The sequence below is a fragment of the Candidatus Zixiibacteriota bacterium genome (assembly GCA_035574315.1).
Taxonomy (GTDB): Bacteria; Desulfobacterota; Binatia; order UBA9968; family UBA9968; genus DATLYW01.
This window is the reverse complement of the sequence record DATLYW010000021.1, coordinates 14,248-30,475: the sequence shown is the minus strand read 5'-3', so window position 1 is coordinate 30,475 and position 16,228 is coordinate 14,248. Positions and strand designations below refer to the sequence as shown.

Below are 16,228 nucleotides of genomic sequence, written 5' to 3'. Positions count from 1 at the left end.
CCCTAAGCGCTCTCGGCCGCTTTGGTGTAGACCACGATCGGAGGCTCCTGTTTGTTGACAACGTCCTCGGAAATGACCACCTCTTTGATGTTCGGCTGCGAGGGCATCTCGTACATGATGTCGAGCATGATGTTCTCCATGATCGCACGGAGCCCCCGCGCGCCAGACTTTCGTTTCATCGCGTCGCGGGCGATCGCGCGGAGCGCCTCCTCGGTGAACTTAAGGTGAACGCTTTCCATCTCGAACAGCTTGCCGTACTGCTTCGTGAGCGCGTTCTTCGGCTCTTTCAGGATACGCACCAGCGCGGCCTCATTCAACTCGTCCAGGGTAGCGATCACCGGCAACCGGCCGATGAATTCGGGAATCAACCCGAACTTAAGAAGATCCTCCGGCTGCACCTCGTGGAGCAGCTCCGAGGAGCTCTTGCTCGCCGGATCCTCCAGCGAGCCGCCGAACCCCATGCGCTTCTTTCCCAGACGCTTGCGAATGATGTCCTCCAGGCCCACGAAGGCGCCGCCGCAAATGAACAGGATGTTGGTGGTGTCCACCTGGAGAAATTCCTGCTGCGGGTGCTTGCGCCCGCCCTTCGGCGGCACGCTCGCCATCGTGCCCTCGATGATCTTCAACAACGCCTGCTGCACGCCTTCGCCCGAAACGTCGCGGGTGATCGACGGGTTGTCGGATTTGCGCGAGATCTTATCGATCTCGTCGATGTAGACGATCCCGCGCTGGGCCTTCTCCACGTCGTAATCCGCCGCCTGGAGCAGATTGAGAATGATGTTTTCGACGTCCTCCCCGACGTAGCCCGCTTCCGTGAGGCTCGTGGCGTCGGCGATGGTGAACGGTACCTGGAGGAAGCGCGCCAGCGTCTGGGCGAGCAGCGTCTTCCCCGAGCCAGTCGGGCCCAGGAGCAGGATGTTGCTTTTCTGCAGCTCGACATCGCCCGTCATCATCTGGCTGTCGATGCGCTTATAATGGTTGTGAACCGCCACGGCGAGGATCTTCTTCGCCCGCTCCTGCCCGATGACGTACTGGTCCAGGACACGCTTGATCTCCGCCGGCTTCGGTACGTTCGACGAAGCCGTCAGGGTTTCATCGTGATCGCATTCCTCCGCGATGATGTCATTGCAAAGATCGATGCACTCGTCGCAGATGTAGACGGTCGGGCCGGCGATCAGTTTCCGCACCTCGTCCTGGCTCTTTCCACAGAAAGAGCAGACGAGGTTTCCCGACCGATCATCACCGTGCTTTGCCATAGATCCCCCGCATGGTTCGGTTACTTTTTCTGGACTCCGTCGGGCCGAGTCGCGATCACCTCGTCGATGATCCCGTACTCCTGAGCCTGCCTCCCCGACATGAAGAGGTCCCGGTCCGTGTCCTTCTCGATCCGCTTCAGGCTCTGTCCCGTGTGCTTCATCAGGATGTTGTTGAGCTCCTCGCGCATTCGCAGGATCTCGCGCGCCTGGATGTCGACGTCCGCCGCCTGGCCCTGGAATCCTCCGATGGGCTGGTGGATCATGATTCGCGAATGCGGCAAGGCGTAGCGTTTGCCCTTTGCGCCAGCGGCCAGGAGAACCGCCCCCATGCTGGCCGCCTGCCCCAGGCAGACGGTCGAGACCTGCGGGCGGATGTACTGCATGGTGTCGTAAATCGCCAGGCCTGCCGTGACCGAGCCCCCGGGGCTGTTGATGTAGAAGTAAATGTCGCGCTCGGGGTCTTCGGATTCGAGAAACAGAAGCTGCGCGGTGATGAGGTTGGCCACGTCGTCCGTGATCACCGATCCGAGGAACACGATCCGGTCTTTGAGCAGCCGGGAGTAGATGTCATAGGCCCGCTCCCCGCGCCCGGTTTGCTCGACGACAATCGGTATGAAGCTCATGCTTTGCCAAACTCCTCAACTGTAAACGCATTTTAGCGTTTTTTACCGCCCTCATCAACCTTAAGAAGGCGCCGGATCGACCTCGCGAATCGTTGCTTTCTCCAGCAGCAGGTCCAGGGTCCGCTCGAAGACCATCTGGGCTCGCAACTCGTCCCGAGTCTCGGGCCTGGAGTAGACCTCGCGCAACGCTTTGCCCCGATCTCCCGCCGCGGCGGCGATCGCCTCGACCCGCTGCTGGAGATCACGCTCGGACACCTCGACGTTTTCCAGCCGGGCGATCTTCTCGATCAGGAGCGTCGCTTGGACCTGGCGTTTGGCCCGTTCCTCGATGCTCCGGCGCCATTCTTCCGGCGCGACGGTCGAATCGGCCGGCGGCCCGGAGCCACCGCTCGCCGCTCGTTCGCGTTCCATCAGATAGCGCACCTGCCGTTCCACCATCGCTGGCGGCGGGACGAACGCCTGTTCCTCGAGCAGGCGACTGAGCAGCTGCTCCTTGAGTGCTTCCCGTTGAATGCGCTCCAGCTCGGCCTCCAGGCGCGCCCGGACGTTTTTCTTCAGCTCCTCGAGCGAGGAGAACTCGCCATGGTCCTTGGCGAACTCGTCATCCAGCGGCGGCAGCACTTTGCGCTTGATATCGCGGACGGTAACCACAAAATCGACCGTCTGGCCCGCGATTTCCTTGTTGGGATAATCGGCCGGGTACGGGACTCTAACCTCGAACGGCTCGTCGATCGTGCGCCCCTCGAGGGCTTCCTCGAATTCCGGAAGCGACCGCCCGCCGCCTATCTCCAAAAGGTAGTTTTCCGCCTTGGCCGCGGGAACCGGCCTGCCGCTGATCGTTCCGGCAAAATCCACCGTTACGAAGTCGCCGCGGCGGGCGATCCGGCGGTCTTCGACCGGTTCGAGTCTCGCCTGGCTCTCCTGCAGCCGGCGCAACGCCCGCTCCACCTCGTCTTCGGGGAGCGACAACCGCGGCTTTCGGACCTCAAGCCCGAGATAGTTCCTCACTTCGATCTCAGGCTTGACCTCGAACACCGCCGAGAACGAAAAGGCGCGACCCTGTGCCACTGGATCGGCTTGAATCTCTGGCCGCGACACGATCTGCAGACCCCGCTCCTGGAGCGCCGCGCTCAGCGCATGCTCCACGAGCCGGGATCGGACCTCGCTCTTGATCTCCTCGCCGTAGAGCGTTTCCAGCATGGTCCGGGGGGCCTTCCCGGCCCGGAATCCCTTGATGCGAACGCGACGCGCCAGATTGCGGTAAGCACGCGTCAGCTCCTCGTCTACGGTTTCGGCGGGCAGCTCGATTTCGATTTTGCGCCGCACCGGGTTGAGCTCATCGACTTCGACTTTCATGGATCCTGGCGATCTCGGCGGGCGGGCGTCGTGTTCTCTCGGCGCCCGCACTTTCTCTCGTCCGGCGCGCCGCAAACGCAGCCGATAAAACCTGGTGCGAGAGGGGGGACTCGAACCCCCACGGTTGCCCGCTAGATCCTAAGTCTAGTGCGTCTGCCAGTTCCGCCACTCTCGCACACGTTTGCAGCGCGCCAAATACAAGCCGTGGGATCGAAAACCTTCGGGCTTGAAGTGCAGAGTAGGAAACGGCCTCCCGTAAGTCAAGCACGATAGCGTCCGAGCGCCGGCAAAGGAACCGAACGGCGAGCGCGGAATCAACCGCCCGCGCCGCGGCAGATGCTGCAAGGGCAGATCGATCGGAGATAGTCGTAGGAATAGATGCCGGTCGAATGGCCGTCGCTCCAGACAAACTCGACGGCGTAGTTTCCGACCGCCCGAATCGTTTCCAGCCTTGCTCCTTCCACCGGCCGGAATCGGATGGCGGGGCCGTGCCCCTGGCAGAGCGCGCAAGGACAGTAACCGCGCAGATAGTCCTGCGGGTAATCGGCGCTGTGCCCGTCGTCCCAGATGATGCGGACAGCTCCCGCAGCCTTCTGGTGATGGATTTCGACCGGAAAACGGCTCTCCAAAGGCGGCCTTCGTTTCCGATTAAACCACGTCGCCGGCGGCGGTCAAGCAGCTGATCTTCGTCCGGTTGACGAGGTAGGTGCGCGGCTTGCGGCAGATCGGCTTGAACATGACGGCGTCGGTGACCGGGACGAAGCGGCCCCTGGAAAGGAACAGCTCCTGGAACGGAGCTCCGGGAGCCAGGTGAACGTTGCCGCGTAACCAGTACGGGCCCGCGTTCACCACCACGCGGTTCGCTTCTTTTTTCACATACAGGTGCTCGCTTCCCGGCCGAAGACCCGTCGCCTGGGGGCTCAAGTCGGCGATGCAGAACACCTCCTGCATGTAGATCAGGTAATCGGCGACCCCAGCCAGCAGTGGAGTGCAGTCGAGGCTCTCAATCGTTGCCTCGGTCAGGGAGAAAACCTCGTCGCCGGCGCGCAGGATGAGTTCGTTGCTCAATCGATCCCGACTCGTCACCAGCAGTCCCCGCACCACCGCCCCCTGAAGGTAAACTTCCAGGGACATGGAGTAAGTGAAGGCGGGGCTCGTCGCCATCGGCCAGTCCGTTCAGAGAAGACTCGCTTGTCGAACGGCACCATTATGGCACCACCGTAAGCGGCGAGGCAACCGAAATTCGGGCCACGAGGCTCGCGAGGACCGGCTCGATGCGCTACCCGGCGCCGACGGGACGGTCGAGCGACTCGACCCGAACCAGGGCGATTCCTGCCTCGACCATCCGCAGCGCGCCTGCCGCCGCACGCGAGAGATCGACGATCCGACCTTCGACGTAGGGGCCGCGATCGTTGATCTCCACCTCCACGGTCGCGCCGTTCCGAAGGTTGGTAACGCGTGCCCGGCTTCCCAGAGGAAGCGTCCTGTGCGCGGCGGTGAGCTTGGTCTGATCGAAAATTTCCCCGCTGGCGGTCGTTCGGCCATGAAAGCCGGGGCCGTACCACGACGCGCGACCGCGCTCGACCACCTTCCACCTTTTCTGGACCGGCTTCCCGGCGGGCGGTGCCGCGGGCCCCCGAGTTGCCTGTGATCCAATAGCGTTCTGCGCTCCCGTCGGATGCTCGTAGCGGGTTTCCGGCCGATCCGGCCTTGCAGCGGCGCCGGGCGGCTCCCCGGCGGATCGAGGCGCAAGGGAAGCGCTACCGAGGCTGACGAACCAGGCGGCGGCAAAAGCGAGTCTGCGGGCCGACCGGCCTTTTTGGGTAGCCCTGCGCTTGGATTCCCCTCCGAGAGGCATGGCTTCGTTCCTCCCCGTCGCCGAGGGGCAAAAGCCATACCGATGCGTCCATATAAGGGCTAACCTGCCGAGCCGGCGCCGAAAACGGGAGTCAGAACCCCGAGCCCGGCGAACAGCCGGTGCACGGCAAAGCCTGCAGCGAGCTCCTACGCCGTGCGCGCCGGCCCGCCGCTTGCGAAGGGAAGAAATCAGCCTGCGAGGGGAAAGAAAAACGAAGATTGGTGGGCCGCCGGGGACTCGAACCCCGGGCCCGCTGATTAAGAGTCGTTTCAGGCTGTGTACTGGGGCCAACTCAACTCGCCTGCGCCCAATGGGAAGCGAGCTTTGTAACGACCGCAGCCCGCATGGTTCTGATCGAGCGGACGGACACAAAGCGCCCACAGCCCAGGGGCGAGACACCGAGCCGGCTGATCGACAATCAGACGGGCCGGAGGAAGTACGCGAAAAGAAGAAGTCGAAATTGCTGTGTCCGTGCTGTGTCCGTGCTGTGTCCGCTTATGGTAGTCGGCCCCTGGCTGCGATCAAGCGACAAAAACCCCTCGGGCTCGATCCTGGCAGCCGCGGCGATAAAGGGGACCCAAATGCCGCTCGGGGCGCCGAGCGGCCCGGCCCCGGGGATGGTCGCTCCCCGCCCGGTGGGACATCCTCGAGGGCGGATCCGATCTCATCATCATCAAAGGCTGGCCCGGCCGGGCGGCGGGGCAGTCGAGGCGGGTTCTCGGGGTCGCCGGCGAAAAGCAAACTGCCCCCCGGGGGGGTCCTTTAAAGGTTCCATAAATTTCGTTCCCCCTACTTTGCGGGGCCCACAAACAAAAATTTTTGAAATTTTTTTTTGGCGGAGTTTTCCCGGTCGCTTCTCGCCCCCGCCTAGGTGGAAAGACCGCCCTGCCGGGATGGCAGCAAGCCCCTGAGCGGCCCCCGCGTTCATGATCGCGGGTGCGTGACAGCGTGAACGGCCTTTAACCGGCGGGTTCCGACGTGGGTGTAAATCTGGGTGGTTGCGATACTGGCATGGCCGAGCAGAGCCTGGACCGCCCGGAGGTCCGCGCCATTTTCGAGCATGTGCGTGGCCGCTGAGTGGCGGAAGGTGTGCGGGGTGATTCGCTTCTTGATGCCGGTGAGCTCCAGCCACTTCAGGATCATCCGGTTGACAGAGCGGGTTGCGAGCCGGCGGTAAACATTGGAGACAAACACCGGTTGCGGCCCTTCGGGCTTTCTCCCGAGCACGTTCTCGTATGCGCGGGCATATTCGGCGAGCGCCAGCAGGGCGCGTTCGCCGAGCGGGCAAATCCGCTCCCTGCCGCCTTTGCCTAGGACCCGGAGCTGGTGCGCCCGAAGGTCGATATCCTCCCAGTCGAGGTTACAGAGCTCGCTTACCCGCAAGGCGGCGGAATAAAGAGTTTCAAGCATCGCCCGGTCTCGTAGCGTCAAGTAAACTCGCTTGAGCGGCAGCCCGATCATCGCCGGGATGGGCTCCCGGACCCGCGACAGGAGGCGGTTTGTCTCATCGATGCTCAGGATTGTCGGGATCGGGCGGTGGAGCTTTCTGAACTCAACCTCGCCAAAGGGGTTGGAGACGGCCGCGCCCTGGCGAAGAAGAAACCTGAAGAAGTAGCGGAAAACGTAAAGCTTACGGGCGACCGATGCGGGCTTGACTGTGGTTCGAAGGTCTTTGAGGTAGTCGACCGCCAGCGGTTCGGTGAGGTCGGCCCATTCCAGACCGGCCGGTTTCAAAACTTTCTCGTAAAGCAGACGCACGTCCGTGGCGTAGGCAGCGACCGTGTTCGGCGAGCGGTTTTTGATGAAACGGAGGTAGTCGGCGAAGCGCTTTATAAGAAGCGCCGCTTGCGGCCCGCCGCCGGCCCTCATGGGGCCCAGGGCATCGGTAGCAATCGGTTTCGTCATCGTTCAGTCCTCCGGCGCCCTGCAGGCGCATCCAGGACCGCGTGAACGTTCAGTCCTCCGGCGCCCTGCAGGCGCATGAAGGTTTGAAGGTTCGCGTGGATGATCTCGGCCGCCTCGTCGGCGAGGCGATAGATCTCATCAAGGTCGTCTGGCTCGCCGGCGATGCGGCGGCGGAAATACAAAAAGTGATCAATCACCCTGTGCGCGAGCCGGGCGATAAGTTCGTCGGCGGCTTCTTTCTCCCGGGCGAACCGATCGAAGGTCAATTTTTGCCGGAGCGGGGCGAGCCGGTCACGCTCCGCGCGGGCGGGGGCAGAGGGGGGCACAAGCGGCGCCATCTCGGCGGGAACGTCGCGGCGCTCGGCGGCGAAGCGAAGAAAGGCGCCGAGGTCCCGCGCGACCTGCCCGCGCCGGCCGCCGGCGGCGCTGCGGATAAAGCCTTCGACCTGTCGATCGGAGATCTGCTCGATCGGCTCATGGCCGGCGTAAATCACGAAGCGCCGCACAACGGACATCATCCGGCGTATGACAACGACGCTCCTCCCCTGCTCGAGAAGGTATCGCTGGAACGCGCCGGCGAGTTCGGCAAGCGAACGCTCACCAGGCATTGCGTGCGATCCCCCGCGCGCGCTTGAAAATCTGCCCGCGGTCCAGGCCGGCCGCGCGAAGCCCCGCGATAAAACCCACGGCAAAGCCGGTTTGCCGCTCCAGGAGCGGCGCGTCGTCGGGGGAGCCGTCAGGAAAAAGCTTTTTCCGCCAGCTCGCAAACGGATCGGCCGCGGCGTCGCCGAGGAGCGCCTCGTCCGGCCCCGACCCCGAGCCCATATGAATCAGGTACACGGACGAAACGGCAAACCAGTCGTCGACTGCGTTGATGATTTCACGCACAACGTCAACTTTTGTTTCCGATTTTGTTTCCGGTTTTAGCTTCTTCATTTTCCCCCCTGTTGGATGCGCAAAAACGATGCGCAAAAACGAAGCGCAAAGCAGCGCCGGCGGAGGAAGCCCCGGCGGCCCGCGCGGGCGGGCGCGCGATGCGATCAGGCGATATAGATTAAGGCATAACGAGTAGCGGTGGGCGGGGCGCGGAGTCGGCGGGAAGGGGTGGCGAAGTGTTCTTCTAGTTTTTCTTTCTCCTCCGCGCATGGCGGGCGCGCAGCTCCTGGAGCCGCTCGGCGTAGAACCGATGCGGCCGCGCAAGGCCGATTTCCCAGCGTGCGACGCTCGACCGATGACAACGAATCCGCGCGGCGAGCTGGTGCTGCGTGAGACCGAGCGCCGCGCGAAGCTTCTTGACGTCGATGGAGATCATCGTCGGGTTACATGTATCACGTGCAACAACGCTCGTCAACAATTTTCTTGACCCTGGGGTGGCATTGCGGTAAAAATCGGGGTGGTTCGTACTGAAAACCAAGCGCGGTTCGGAGCAGAGCGGGATTCGCGCCGAGCTGCTCGACGCCGATGAGGAGGCGGAGGCACCGAAGGCAGAGCGGGCGCAAACAGTGACGGAGGTGTGGGAATGAGAAGCGGAACAACTCGCGCCCTGCGGCCCGGCGGCTTAACGCCGATGGCGTTCGATGTCCTTTGGGCTGAGACCGTCTTTGAAACATGCGGAGAGCCCGGCGTTGTTTATAAGGCTTTGCGCGACCTCGCGACTCTTGGGCTCCTCGACCATGGCACCGCCTGGATCATCCGGCGCGCAATTTGCGCCTGGATGACAAAATTGTGGATGCGGGACCTGGTCGAGAAGGAAAAACCGAAGCGCGAGTTAAAGAGATACGCTGGCATGGTGAGAGCGCTGCAAAAATCTCCGTATGGTTTTGTGCTTCGCCCGGAAGCGAACAGGCTTTTGAGCAATGCTCTCACGACAACGACGTGGGCCGATTTTGCCCGATGTGCCAGAAAGGAAATTAGCGCCCTCATCGAGGCGAAGGAGCCGCAGCCGCAGAGTTTTATAGTGGCGCTCGTAGCGCTCGATCTATGCGGATCCCCAACCAAACGGACAAATTACACAGAGACGTTTTTTGCCTGCACCCTCGCGGACTGGTTTAAAGCGAAGCAAGGGAATCCCAACTGGAAAGCGGTTCATAGAATCACACTGGTCTGTTTCAGCGACGACGGGCCGGAAAAGGAAGAGGCCCTCCAGAAAAAGGAAGAGGCCCTCCAGGAGAGCTGTCGAAGGTGCGGCTACGGGCCGAAAAATGAAGAGGCCCTCCAGGAGAGCTGTCGAAGGTTTCGCGCAAAATTTGACTCGTCGCGCGCCATGATCACGGCCGTCCTCGAGGAGGCGGCGAACCCTCCGCCCTTAACGATACCCTTAACAATACCATCTCCCGGCTAAGAGACCCCATCTCCCGGCCAAGAGACCCCGCCTCATCCCACTTTTCTCTGTTTCCGAGAAAAGTGGGAATTTTTTCGCCTTGCCCCAGGGCGTTTTCTCTCGATCGCAGGCTCTGTGTTTGAGAGAATACATGCATGATGAAGTTCACAGATGAGGTTGCGACCGCACGACAAAACGAGATCGAACTTCTGCGCCCGGATGAGGTGGCAAAAGCCCTAAGAGTCGAGCCGCGGACGGTTTATCGGTTTATTCGGACAGGCGTTCTGCCCGCCGTAAAAATTGGGCGCACGGTTCGAATCGACGCCGGGGAGCTTCGCCGGCTCCTCATGGGCATTCCGCCGGCGGCAGCGGTTGACATCGAAGACGCGCAGCTCGTTTCGACTTCGAGCGCGAGCGGGGACGGGCGGGGACGGGGGAGAAGATGAAAACTGAAACACCGCGGCTCTCGAGCGATGGGGTCCGCGCGCGGCTGCACCAAGATCACTATGCCGACCTGAAAATCTCGGGACTGGACGATGCAACGATCGGACTGATGAACCTGCGCTCCGTGGTCCCGCGCGATGTCCCCGGTTTCGAATCAGGACTCTACGCGCGCGTGGAGTCCGTGCTCGAGTTTCCGTATCCCAACGTCCCGGGCTTTTCTCGATTCAAGTTGTTCCCCCCACTCGAGACGGCGAACGGAACGATTAAATACTTCCAGCCGCCCGGCTCGGACAATCATCTCTATATCCTTCCCTCCGTTCTCGAAAAAATTTCGAACATCAAGGAGCCGCTCTTTTTCGTCGAGGGCGAGAAGAAAGCCGCGGCCGCGGTCCAGGCGGGGCTGAATGCCGTCGGGTTCGCGGGGATCTGGAACTGGCTCGAAGCCGGAACCTGGACAGGGATCGAAGACTTGAAGTCGATCCCCCTGGTTGATCGTGAAGTGAGCATCGTTCCCGATTCCGATGTGTGGCTGCGGGACGATCTCCAGCGCGCCGTGTACGCGCTCGCGCGCTTCCTCGACAGCCGCGGGGCGAAAGTGCTTGTTGTTGTTCTGCCGCAGACCGGCTCGCAGAAGGTCGGTCTCGACGACTATCTTGCCGCGCACTCGCTCGACGACCTCTCGCGGGAAAAGTGGCTTCCGCTCAAGCATCCGACGCTGAAGCAACACAAAACCTGGTATGAAACCTGGCGCAGGGAAAAGATCGGAGGTGTTGGGCGTTCAGAGAAGAAAGCTCTCATTGTTGACGATGAACCCGTCGAGTCCACGGTGGACACGGCCGAGCAGCTCGACTTATTGATGACACTCATCAAGCGCTATGTCGTGCTCTCTGACGACGCGGCTGCCGCTGCGGCGCTCTGGGTTCTCCACGCGTGGGCGCTGGACGCTTTCGATGTCTCGCCGTATCTTTTTTTGACGAGTCCGACGAAGCGCTGTGGAAAAACCACGCTGCTCGAAATTCTCGCGATGCTTTCCCCGCGCGCGCTTCCGTCGTCGAACATCACGGGGCCGGCGCTCTTTCGCGCGATCGAAAAATTCAAGCCGTCGCTCTTCATCGACGAGGCGGACTCCTTTCTCGGGGACAAAGACGAGCTGCGGGGAATTATCAACTCAGGCCACCACCGGGCCTCCGCTTTCGTTCTAAGGTGCGTCGGCGACGATCACGAGCCGCAGCTTTTTTCGACCTGGTGCCCGAAAGCGATCGCGGCGATCGGACGGCTCGCGGCGACGCTCGAGGATCGGTCGGTCGTGATAGGATTGAAGCGTCGCGCTCCGGGGGAGCGGGTAGATCGGTTTCGTTCGACTGGAGTAGCAAAGATCGCAGAGCCGCTCCGACGCCGCAGCGCCCGCTGGGCGCTAGATAACGTCGAGCGGCTTCGCGCGCTGCGGCCGGACGCTCCGGCGGCGCTCCACGACCGCGCGGCGGACAACTGGCGTCCGCTGCTTGCCATCGCCGAGCTGGCGGGCGGGGAGTGGCCCGACCGCGCCCGGGCGGCCGCGATCCGGGTATCAGGGACCGTGGACGAAGGGGGCGGCTCGGCGCTCGTTCAGCTCCTGGAAGACTTGCGGGTACTTTTTGAAGAAAACAGTTCGGATCGGCTTTTCAGCGCTGACATCTGTTCAGCGCTTGCTAATCGCGAGGACCGGCCCTGGTCCGAGTGGCGCAGCGGCAAACCGATCACCCCCCGCCAGCTCGCCCGCCTGCTCGGGGGTGTCGGGATAACGCCGAAACTCCTGCGGGCTGGCGAGGGGCTGGCGCGTGGCTATGAGCGCTCGCAGTTCGATGACGCTTTCGCGAGATACACCCCCCCTGATCCGTTACATCATATAAACCCTAGTGAAATCAATAACTTAGAACCACTTTTTGATCCGTTACAAGTCGGGTTTTGTAACACTTCGAAAAGCGATGTAAGTACGCGAAAAATCAATGGAAATAGCGTTGTAACGGATGAAAAGGGGGGGCTAGAGAAAAGAGTCTTGAATTTCGACGAAGAGGAGGGGGAACTATGACTGCGCAGGCGATCCTGGCCGAGCTTCGAGCTCGGGGCATTGAGATAGTCCCGCACGCTGGGCGGCTCCGGTACAGAGCCCCCGCCGGCGCCCTCACGGAAGCGTTAAAACAGGCCATACGCCAGCACAAAGAAGAAATTCTTCCCTTGCTGAGCCAATCCCCAGCTCTGGCCGGTAGCAGTAGTCCAGCAGAGCGAAACGCCCTGGCTAGCCCCGCCCGGCTCGACCTGGTTGTTGTCCGGTCCGGCCCGATCCCGTCCGGCCCCATCGCTCTTACCCCCTGGACGAAAGTTCTCGACCCGCGGCGGTTTGTCGAGTGCACCCTTGCCGATCTCGCGTCCTACGTTGCCGCCGAAAACGCCGGACGGCCCCACTGGGCGGAGGACTTGATCGACGAGAAGCTCGATGCGCTCCGGGCCTGCGGGGTTATCGCGGAGTTGAGGAGGATACAATGAAAGAGATTACCACCGAGACCCCGGGGGCGGGTTCGAGGCCCGTCCGGCGTGGGCGGCCCGCGGTACGCATCAAGCTGATCTCCCGGCCCGCTGTCGGCCGGTGCGGGTTTTGCCGCGCCTGGTTCTCGGCGGTGGAAAGGGGGCTCGAGCTCCGAGCCGGCCGGCGCCTGCTCTTTCTCTGCGCCCGGGATGCCGCAGCGCTGGCGCGAAGGTACAGGACCGAGATCGAGGGGATCGAGGCGGGCGAAGCGATCAACTGCGCCGAGCGGACCCGGGGGGCACAATGAAAGGAAACCCGCGCCCTCGAGAATGCCGGAACTGCGGCCATCGCCTCCCCGACCCCCTCGCCATCTTCCGCCTTCCCAAGGAGATCGATTCCCTGGCGGATGCCCTGGAGCTTGCGGTCGAAACGGTCACGGCGATGATCCATCGAGGCGAGATCCCGGTGCGGCGGGCCGTGGATAGGAATGGCCGGCCTTATGGGCCGAAGGTGGTGCTTTTGATTGACGCGCTGACGGCACTTCAGGGTTCGAGGCGGAATATTCAGTGAAAAGGGACGGGATAACCCCCTTTAGCTCGGCGTCGCTCGCAGAGCTTGAAAAGGCCATTGAAAAGGCCGTCGCCAAGGCGGTCTCGGCGTCGCTCGTTGACCATTCTCTTTTTCCCCTGAGCAGCACAAAGCGGGTCGCGAAGCTTTTCGGTGTGTCGCCCCTGACGGTGCGCCAGTGGGTGAAGGCCGGGCTTCTCCGGGCTCACTATCAGCTCGTTTCGGGCCGGACGCTCAAACTCCTCTTCGCCAACCGCGATCTCGTTCGCTTCTTCGACGAGAATTTTCCTTCGAGCGCTGATCTTGCCGGCTCGGACTTCGATCCGCGTTCGAGCCGCTCGCAACGGATCCAGAAAATGCTCGCAGCGAAAAGGCTCTACGCGCGGCGCAGAACGCCGCGAGCACAGGGAGCCGGGGAGCCGCAGTGAAAAATGGGCGAACAGGGAAACAACAAGATCGTTCCGCTCCGGCGTACCAGGAGCGATGACCCGGCGGCGGCGGCGAACCCATTCGCCCCGTTCTTCGAGGAGATCCGCCGGATCGTAAGGGAAGAGATCCAGGCGGCAATGAACGGGGGCGCTGAGCGGTTGCTTACCGCCGAGGAGGCGGCCAAGCTCATCGGCTGCTCCCCGGATTATCTCTATCGCCGAGCGAAAAGCCTTCCGTTTGTCCGCCGGATCGGCCGGATGGTCCGGTTCAGCCAGCGCGGAATCCTCGCATACCTCGAAGCGAAAAGCCCCACGGGCCGGCCAAAATCTTCTTGACAAGGCCCCGCGTCGTTGATACCTTTGGTATCTATGACAGGAGCGGAACTTAGACGGGCAAGGGAGCGCCTGGGCCTGACTCAGCGAGAAATGGCCGAGGCTATCGGCTGGCAGAGAAATTCCATCGCGCGCTGCGAAAGGGGCGAGCGACCGATCTCTCGCGTGACCGAGCTTGCCGTGAAGTACCTGCTGCTGACCATGGGGAAAAAGCACAAGCGAAAGGAGGGCCGTCGTCATGGAGGAGGGACGAGAAAGGCGAAAAAAGATTGAGGGCTTCGGGTCGATCTTCCGCAAGCGCTTCAAGCGCCGGCGGGAAGACGGCACGGAATACCTTTACGAAAATCCGGTGTGGCACATTGCTTATTATCATCGCGGCGAGGAGCTACGCGAAAGCTGCCATTCCACCGAGGAGCGGGACGCGATTCGCTTGCTCAAAAAGCGAGTCCAGGATCTCGGCCGCGGCGTGGTGGGCACCAGGGAAGAACGGGTGACGTTCGAGCGGCTGGCCGAGGACCTGAAGAACGATTATCTGGTCAACCGCAAGCGAAGCCTCAGGAGCGTTGAGCTTTCTCTCTCGCACCTCGCGAACTTCTTCGGTGGCGATCGGGCGGTGCATATCACCACGGACCGGATCCGGGCTTACATCGCCCAGCGCCAGAGCCAGGGCGCCGCAAACGCTTCGATCAACCGGGAGCTGGCCGCGCTCAAGCGGGCCTTTACTCTCGCGCAGCAAGCCGGGAGGCTTTCATCTCGGCCCTATATCCCCACCCTGGAGGAGAACAACGCCCGGCAGGGCTTCCTCGACCATGGGAGCTTCCTGCGCTTGAAACAGCACCTTCCCGAGAGCCTACGAGACCCGGTTGCGTTTCTCTATCACTCCGGCTGGCGAGTCAGCGAAATGAGGCAGCTCGAATGGCGCGACGTCGACTTGCCGGGCGGAGTGATCAGGCTTCGCCCCGAGACGAGCAAGAACAAGGAAGCGAGGCTTCTTCCCATCGCCGGGCCGCTAGTAGAGATCATCGAGCGAGCGCACCGGGCCCGACGCCTCGACTGTCCCTTCGTCTTTCACGTCGGCGGTAAGCCGATCGGCGATTTTCGCAAGGCGTGGCGATCTGCCTGTGTTGCGGCCGGTCTCGGTGGGCTTATCGTTCACGATCTGAGACGAAGCGCGGTTCGGAACATGATCCGGGCGGGCATTGCGGAGAAGGTTGCGATGAGCCTGTCCGGGCACAAAACCCGGAGCGTCTTCGACCGCTACCATATCGTCTCGGAAGACGACCTCGCGCAAGCCAGCGAGCGACTCTTTGAATATCTCGCCGAGCAGAGCCAGGAGCCCAAGGTTGCCCGGCTGGCAGGGGTGCGCGGCTAAAAAGCCGCGGACACGGACACAGACACGGACACAGCGTTTTTAGACCGGATGACTTTCCACGGACACAGCTCGCAAGTACCTGAAAAGATTGGTGGGCCGCCGGAGACTCGAACTCCGGACCCGCTGATTAAGAGTCAGCTGCTCTACCAACTGAGCTAGCGGCCCATCTTCGCGCTGCTCCGGATCGTGCTCGAGCTGGATGTAACGTACCTTCTCCGGGCAGTCCAGTGTTCCCGATCGGCGATCCTGACGGGTTGGGGTGAGTGAAGGGATTTGAACCCTCAACCCCTGGAGCCACAGTCCAGTGCTCTAACCGTTGAGCTACACTCACCGCGTCCGAAACCATGCTGGCGCGCCAGAAGGGACTCGAACCCCTGACCCACGGCTTAGAAGGCCGTTGCTCTATCCAGCTGAGCTACTGGCGCCGACATCGCAAGCGAGTACCGAGAACCGGCCGGACGATCTCCCGACCCGTTCTCAGCGCTCAGCACTCATAACTCAGTACTGCGTGATGGTCGGGGCGAGAAGATTTGAACTTCCGACCCCCTGCGCCCAAGGCAGGTGCGCTACCAGACTGCGCTACGCCCCGTCAAGCGATCAGAGCCATTCTACACGGGCGCTGCCCGAAATCAAGGATTTGCAGCGCGGCAGATCTCAGGCAGCATCTTTGCCAGCCGCCTCAGCGCCTTTCCCCGATGGCTCACGGTGGCCTTGGTTTGCCGGTCGACTTCACCGAAGGTTTTGCCGAAGGGTGGGTAAAAGAACAACGGGTCGTAGCCGAAGCCGTTTTTACCCGTGGGCGCAAAGGCGATTCGCCCTTCGCAGCATTCGCGCACCGTCCAGCACTCGGCCGCGCCCCCGCAGGCAGGAACGCACAGGGCGAGGACACAGACGAAGCGCGCCGTTCTCCGCTCTTCGGGCACGCCCTCGAGCTCCGCGAGCAGCTTCTCGTTGTTCTTGCGGTCGTCCCCCTCCTCGCCTGCATAACGCGCGGAATAGATTCCGGGCGCGCCGCCCAGGGCATCCACCTCCAGGCCGGAGTCGTCGGCCAGGGTGGGCAAACCGGAAAAGTCCGCCAGCGTTCGCGCCTTCTTGAGCGCGTTCTCCTCGAACGACCGGCCGTCCTCCACGATCTGCGGCGGATTGAGGATGCTGTCCAAGGATACGATGGAGAGGGGGAGAAACCGTAAAAGGTCGCGAATCTCCTCGAGCTTCCCCGGATTTCTCGTCGCCACCAGCAGCCGATCGTGCATCGAGAACGAA

At 62.3% G+C, this 16,228-nt stretch carries 18 protein-coding genes and 5 tRNA genes; 7 read left to right on the top strand and 16 right to left on the bottom strand.

The features are described 5' to 3' along the window. Positions 1-2: 2 nt before the first annotated feature. From clpX to VNN77_06285, 11 genes are all read right to left on the bottom strand, one after another. Positions 3-1,256 carry an ATP-dependent Clp protease ATP-binding subunit ClpX gene (gene clpX / locus VNN77_06335; GenBank protein ID HXG51008.1) on the bottom strand — a complete coding sequence of 418 codons (1,254 nt, stop codon included), beginning with the start codon at positions 1,254-1,256 and terminating at the stop codon, positions 3-5. A 20-nt stretch (positions 1,257-1,276) separates the two neighbouring features. Continuing rightward, entirely contained in the window at positions 1,277-1,879 is a 603-nt protein-coding gene (gene clpP / locus VNN77_06330) for an ATP-dependent Clp endopeptidase proteolytic subunit ClpP (GenBank protein HXG51007.1), read from the bottom strand. 60 nt (positions 1,880-1,939) lie between these two features. Further along, entirely contained in the window at positions 1,940-3,235 is a 1,296-nt protein-coding gene (tig, locus tag VNN77_06325; GenBank protein HXG51006.1) for a trigger factor, read from the bottom strand. A 92-nt stretch (positions 3,236-3,327) separates the two neighbouring features. Next, a tRNA-Leu gene (locus tag VNN77_06320) sits at positions 3,328-3,410 on the bottom strand. Positions 3,411-3,549: 139 nt separating this feature from the next. Next, positions 3,550-3,864 (bottom strand): DUF971 domain-containing protein, encoded by a 315-nt coding sequence (locus VNN77_06315; GenBank protein HXG51005.1) that lies wholly within the window; start codon positions 3,862-3,864, stop codon positions 3,550-3,552. Positions 3,865-3,883: 19 nt separating this feature from the next. Then, positions 3,884-4,399 (bottom strand): hypothetical protein, encoded by a 516-nt coding sequence (locus VNN77_06310; protein HXG51004.1) that lies wholly within the window; start codon positions 4,397-4,399, stop codon positions 3,884-3,886. 115 nt (positions 4,400-4,514) lie between these two features. Beyond that, a complete protein-coding gene (locus VNN77_06305; GenBank protein HXG51003.1) occupies positions 4,515-4,823 on the bottom strand; it encodes a septal ring lytic transglycosylase RlpA family protein in 309 nt (102 codons plus the stop codon). Positions 4,824-6,017: 1,194 nt separating this feature from the next. After that, positions 6,018-6,998, bottom strand: coding sequence for a tyrosine-type recombinase/integrase (locus VNN77_06300; protein ID HXG51002.1), 981 nt, complete (start codon positions 6,996-6,998; stop codon positions 6,018-6,020). Further along, a complete protein-coding gene (locus tag VNN77_06295) occupies positions 6,995-7,504 on the bottom strand; it encodes a hypothetical protein (protein HXG51001.1) in 510 nt (169 codons plus the stop codon). The genes VNN77_06300 and VNN77_06295 overlap by 4 nt, the downstream gene beginning before the upstream one ends. A 91-nt stretch (positions 7,505-7,595) precedes the next feature. Further along, complete coding sequence (locus VNN77_06290; protein HXG51000.1) at positions 7,596-8,144, bottom strand: hypothetical protein; 549 nt, start codon at positions 8,142-8,144, stop codon at positions 7,596-7,598. After that, a complete protein-coding gene (locus VNN77_06285; GenBank protein HXG50999.1) occupies positions 8,119-8,310 on the bottom strand; it encodes a helix-turn-helix transcriptional regulator in 192 nt (63 codons plus the stop codon). The genes VNN77_06290 and VNN77_06285 overlap by 26 nt, the downstream gene beginning before the upstream one ends. A gap of 255 nt (positions 8,311-8,565) precedes the next feature. Between VNN77_06285 and VNN77_06280 the strand changes: the two genes are divergently transcribed. From VNN77_06280 to VNN77_06250, 7 genes are all read left to right on the top strand, one after another. Next, entirely contained in the window at positions 8,566-9,339 is a 774-nt protein-coding gene (locus tag VNN77_06280) for a hypothetical protein (GenBank protein ID HXG50998.1), read from the top strand. Between the two features lie 134 nt (positions 9,340-9,473). Continuing rightward, positions 9,474-9,764 carry a helix-turn-helix domain-containing protein gene (locus VNN77_06275; GenBank protein HXG50997.1) on the top strand — a complete coding sequence of 97 codons (291 nt, stop codon included), beginning with the start codon at positions 9,474-9,476 and terminating at the stop codon, positions 9,762-9,764. Continuing rightward, positions 9,761-11,830, top strand: a complete 2,070-nt coding sequence (locus VNN77_06270) for a DUF3631 domain-containing protein (GenBank protein ID HXG50996.1) — start codon at positions 9,761-9,763, stop codon at positions 11,828-11,830. Before VNN77_06275 ends, VNN77_06270 begins: the two co-directional genes overlap by 4 nt. Before the next feature lie 451 nt (positions 11,831-12,281). Beyond that, positions 12,282-12,572 carry a hypothetical protein gene (locus VNN77_06265; protein HXG50995.1) on the top strand — a complete coding sequence of 97 codons (291 nt, stop codon included), beginning with the start codon at positions 12,282-12,284 and terminating at the stop codon, positions 12,570-12,572. Between the two features lie 415 nt (positions 12,573-12,987). Next, entirely contained in the window at positions 12,988-13,260 is a 273-nt protein-coding gene (locus tag VNN77_06260) for a hypothetical protein (GenBank protein ID HXG50994.1), read from the top strand. 3 nt (positions 13,261-13,263) lie between these two features. After that, positions 13,264-13,596, top strand: coding sequence for a helix-turn-helix domain-containing protein (locus VNN77_06255; protein ID HXG50993.1), 333 nt, complete (start codon positions 13,264-13,266; stop codon positions 13,594-13,596). A gap of 235 nt (positions 13,597-13,831) precedes the next feature. Continuing rightward, entirely contained in the window at positions 13,832-14,965 is a 1,134-nt protein-coding gene (locus tag VNN77_06250) for a site-specific integrase (protein ID HXG50992.1), read from the top strand. Positions 14,966-15,054: 89 nt separating this feature from the next. On the opposite strand, the gene VNN77_06245 is transcribed toward VNN77_06250, so the two are convergent. The 5 genes from VNN77_06245 to VNN77_06225 all read right to left on the bottom strand — a co-directional run bounded on the left by VNN77_06245 (position 15,055) and on the right by VNN77_06225 (position 16,218). Then, positions 15,055-15,130, bottom strand: a tRNA-Lys gene (locus tag VNN77_06245). Between the two features lie 90 nt (positions 15,131-15,220). Then, positions 15,221-15,296: transfer RNA gene (locus tag VNN77_06240), tRNA-His, on the bottom strand. A gap of 17 nt (positions 15,297-15,313) precedes the next feature. Further along, positions 15,314-15,390 (bottom strand) — tRNA-Arg (locus VNN77_06235). An 87-nt stretch (positions 15,391-15,477) separates the two neighbouring features. Further along, positions 15,478-15,554 (bottom strand) — tRNA-Pro (locus tag VNN77_06230). Between the two features lie 40 nt (positions 15,555-15,594). Then, positions 15,595-16,218, bottom strand: a complete 624-nt coding sequence (locus tag VNN77_06225; GenBank protein ID HXG50991.1) for an XTP/dITP diphosphatase — start codon at positions 16,216-16,218, stop codon at positions 15,595-15,597. Positions 16,219-16,228: the final 10 nt, after the last annotated feature.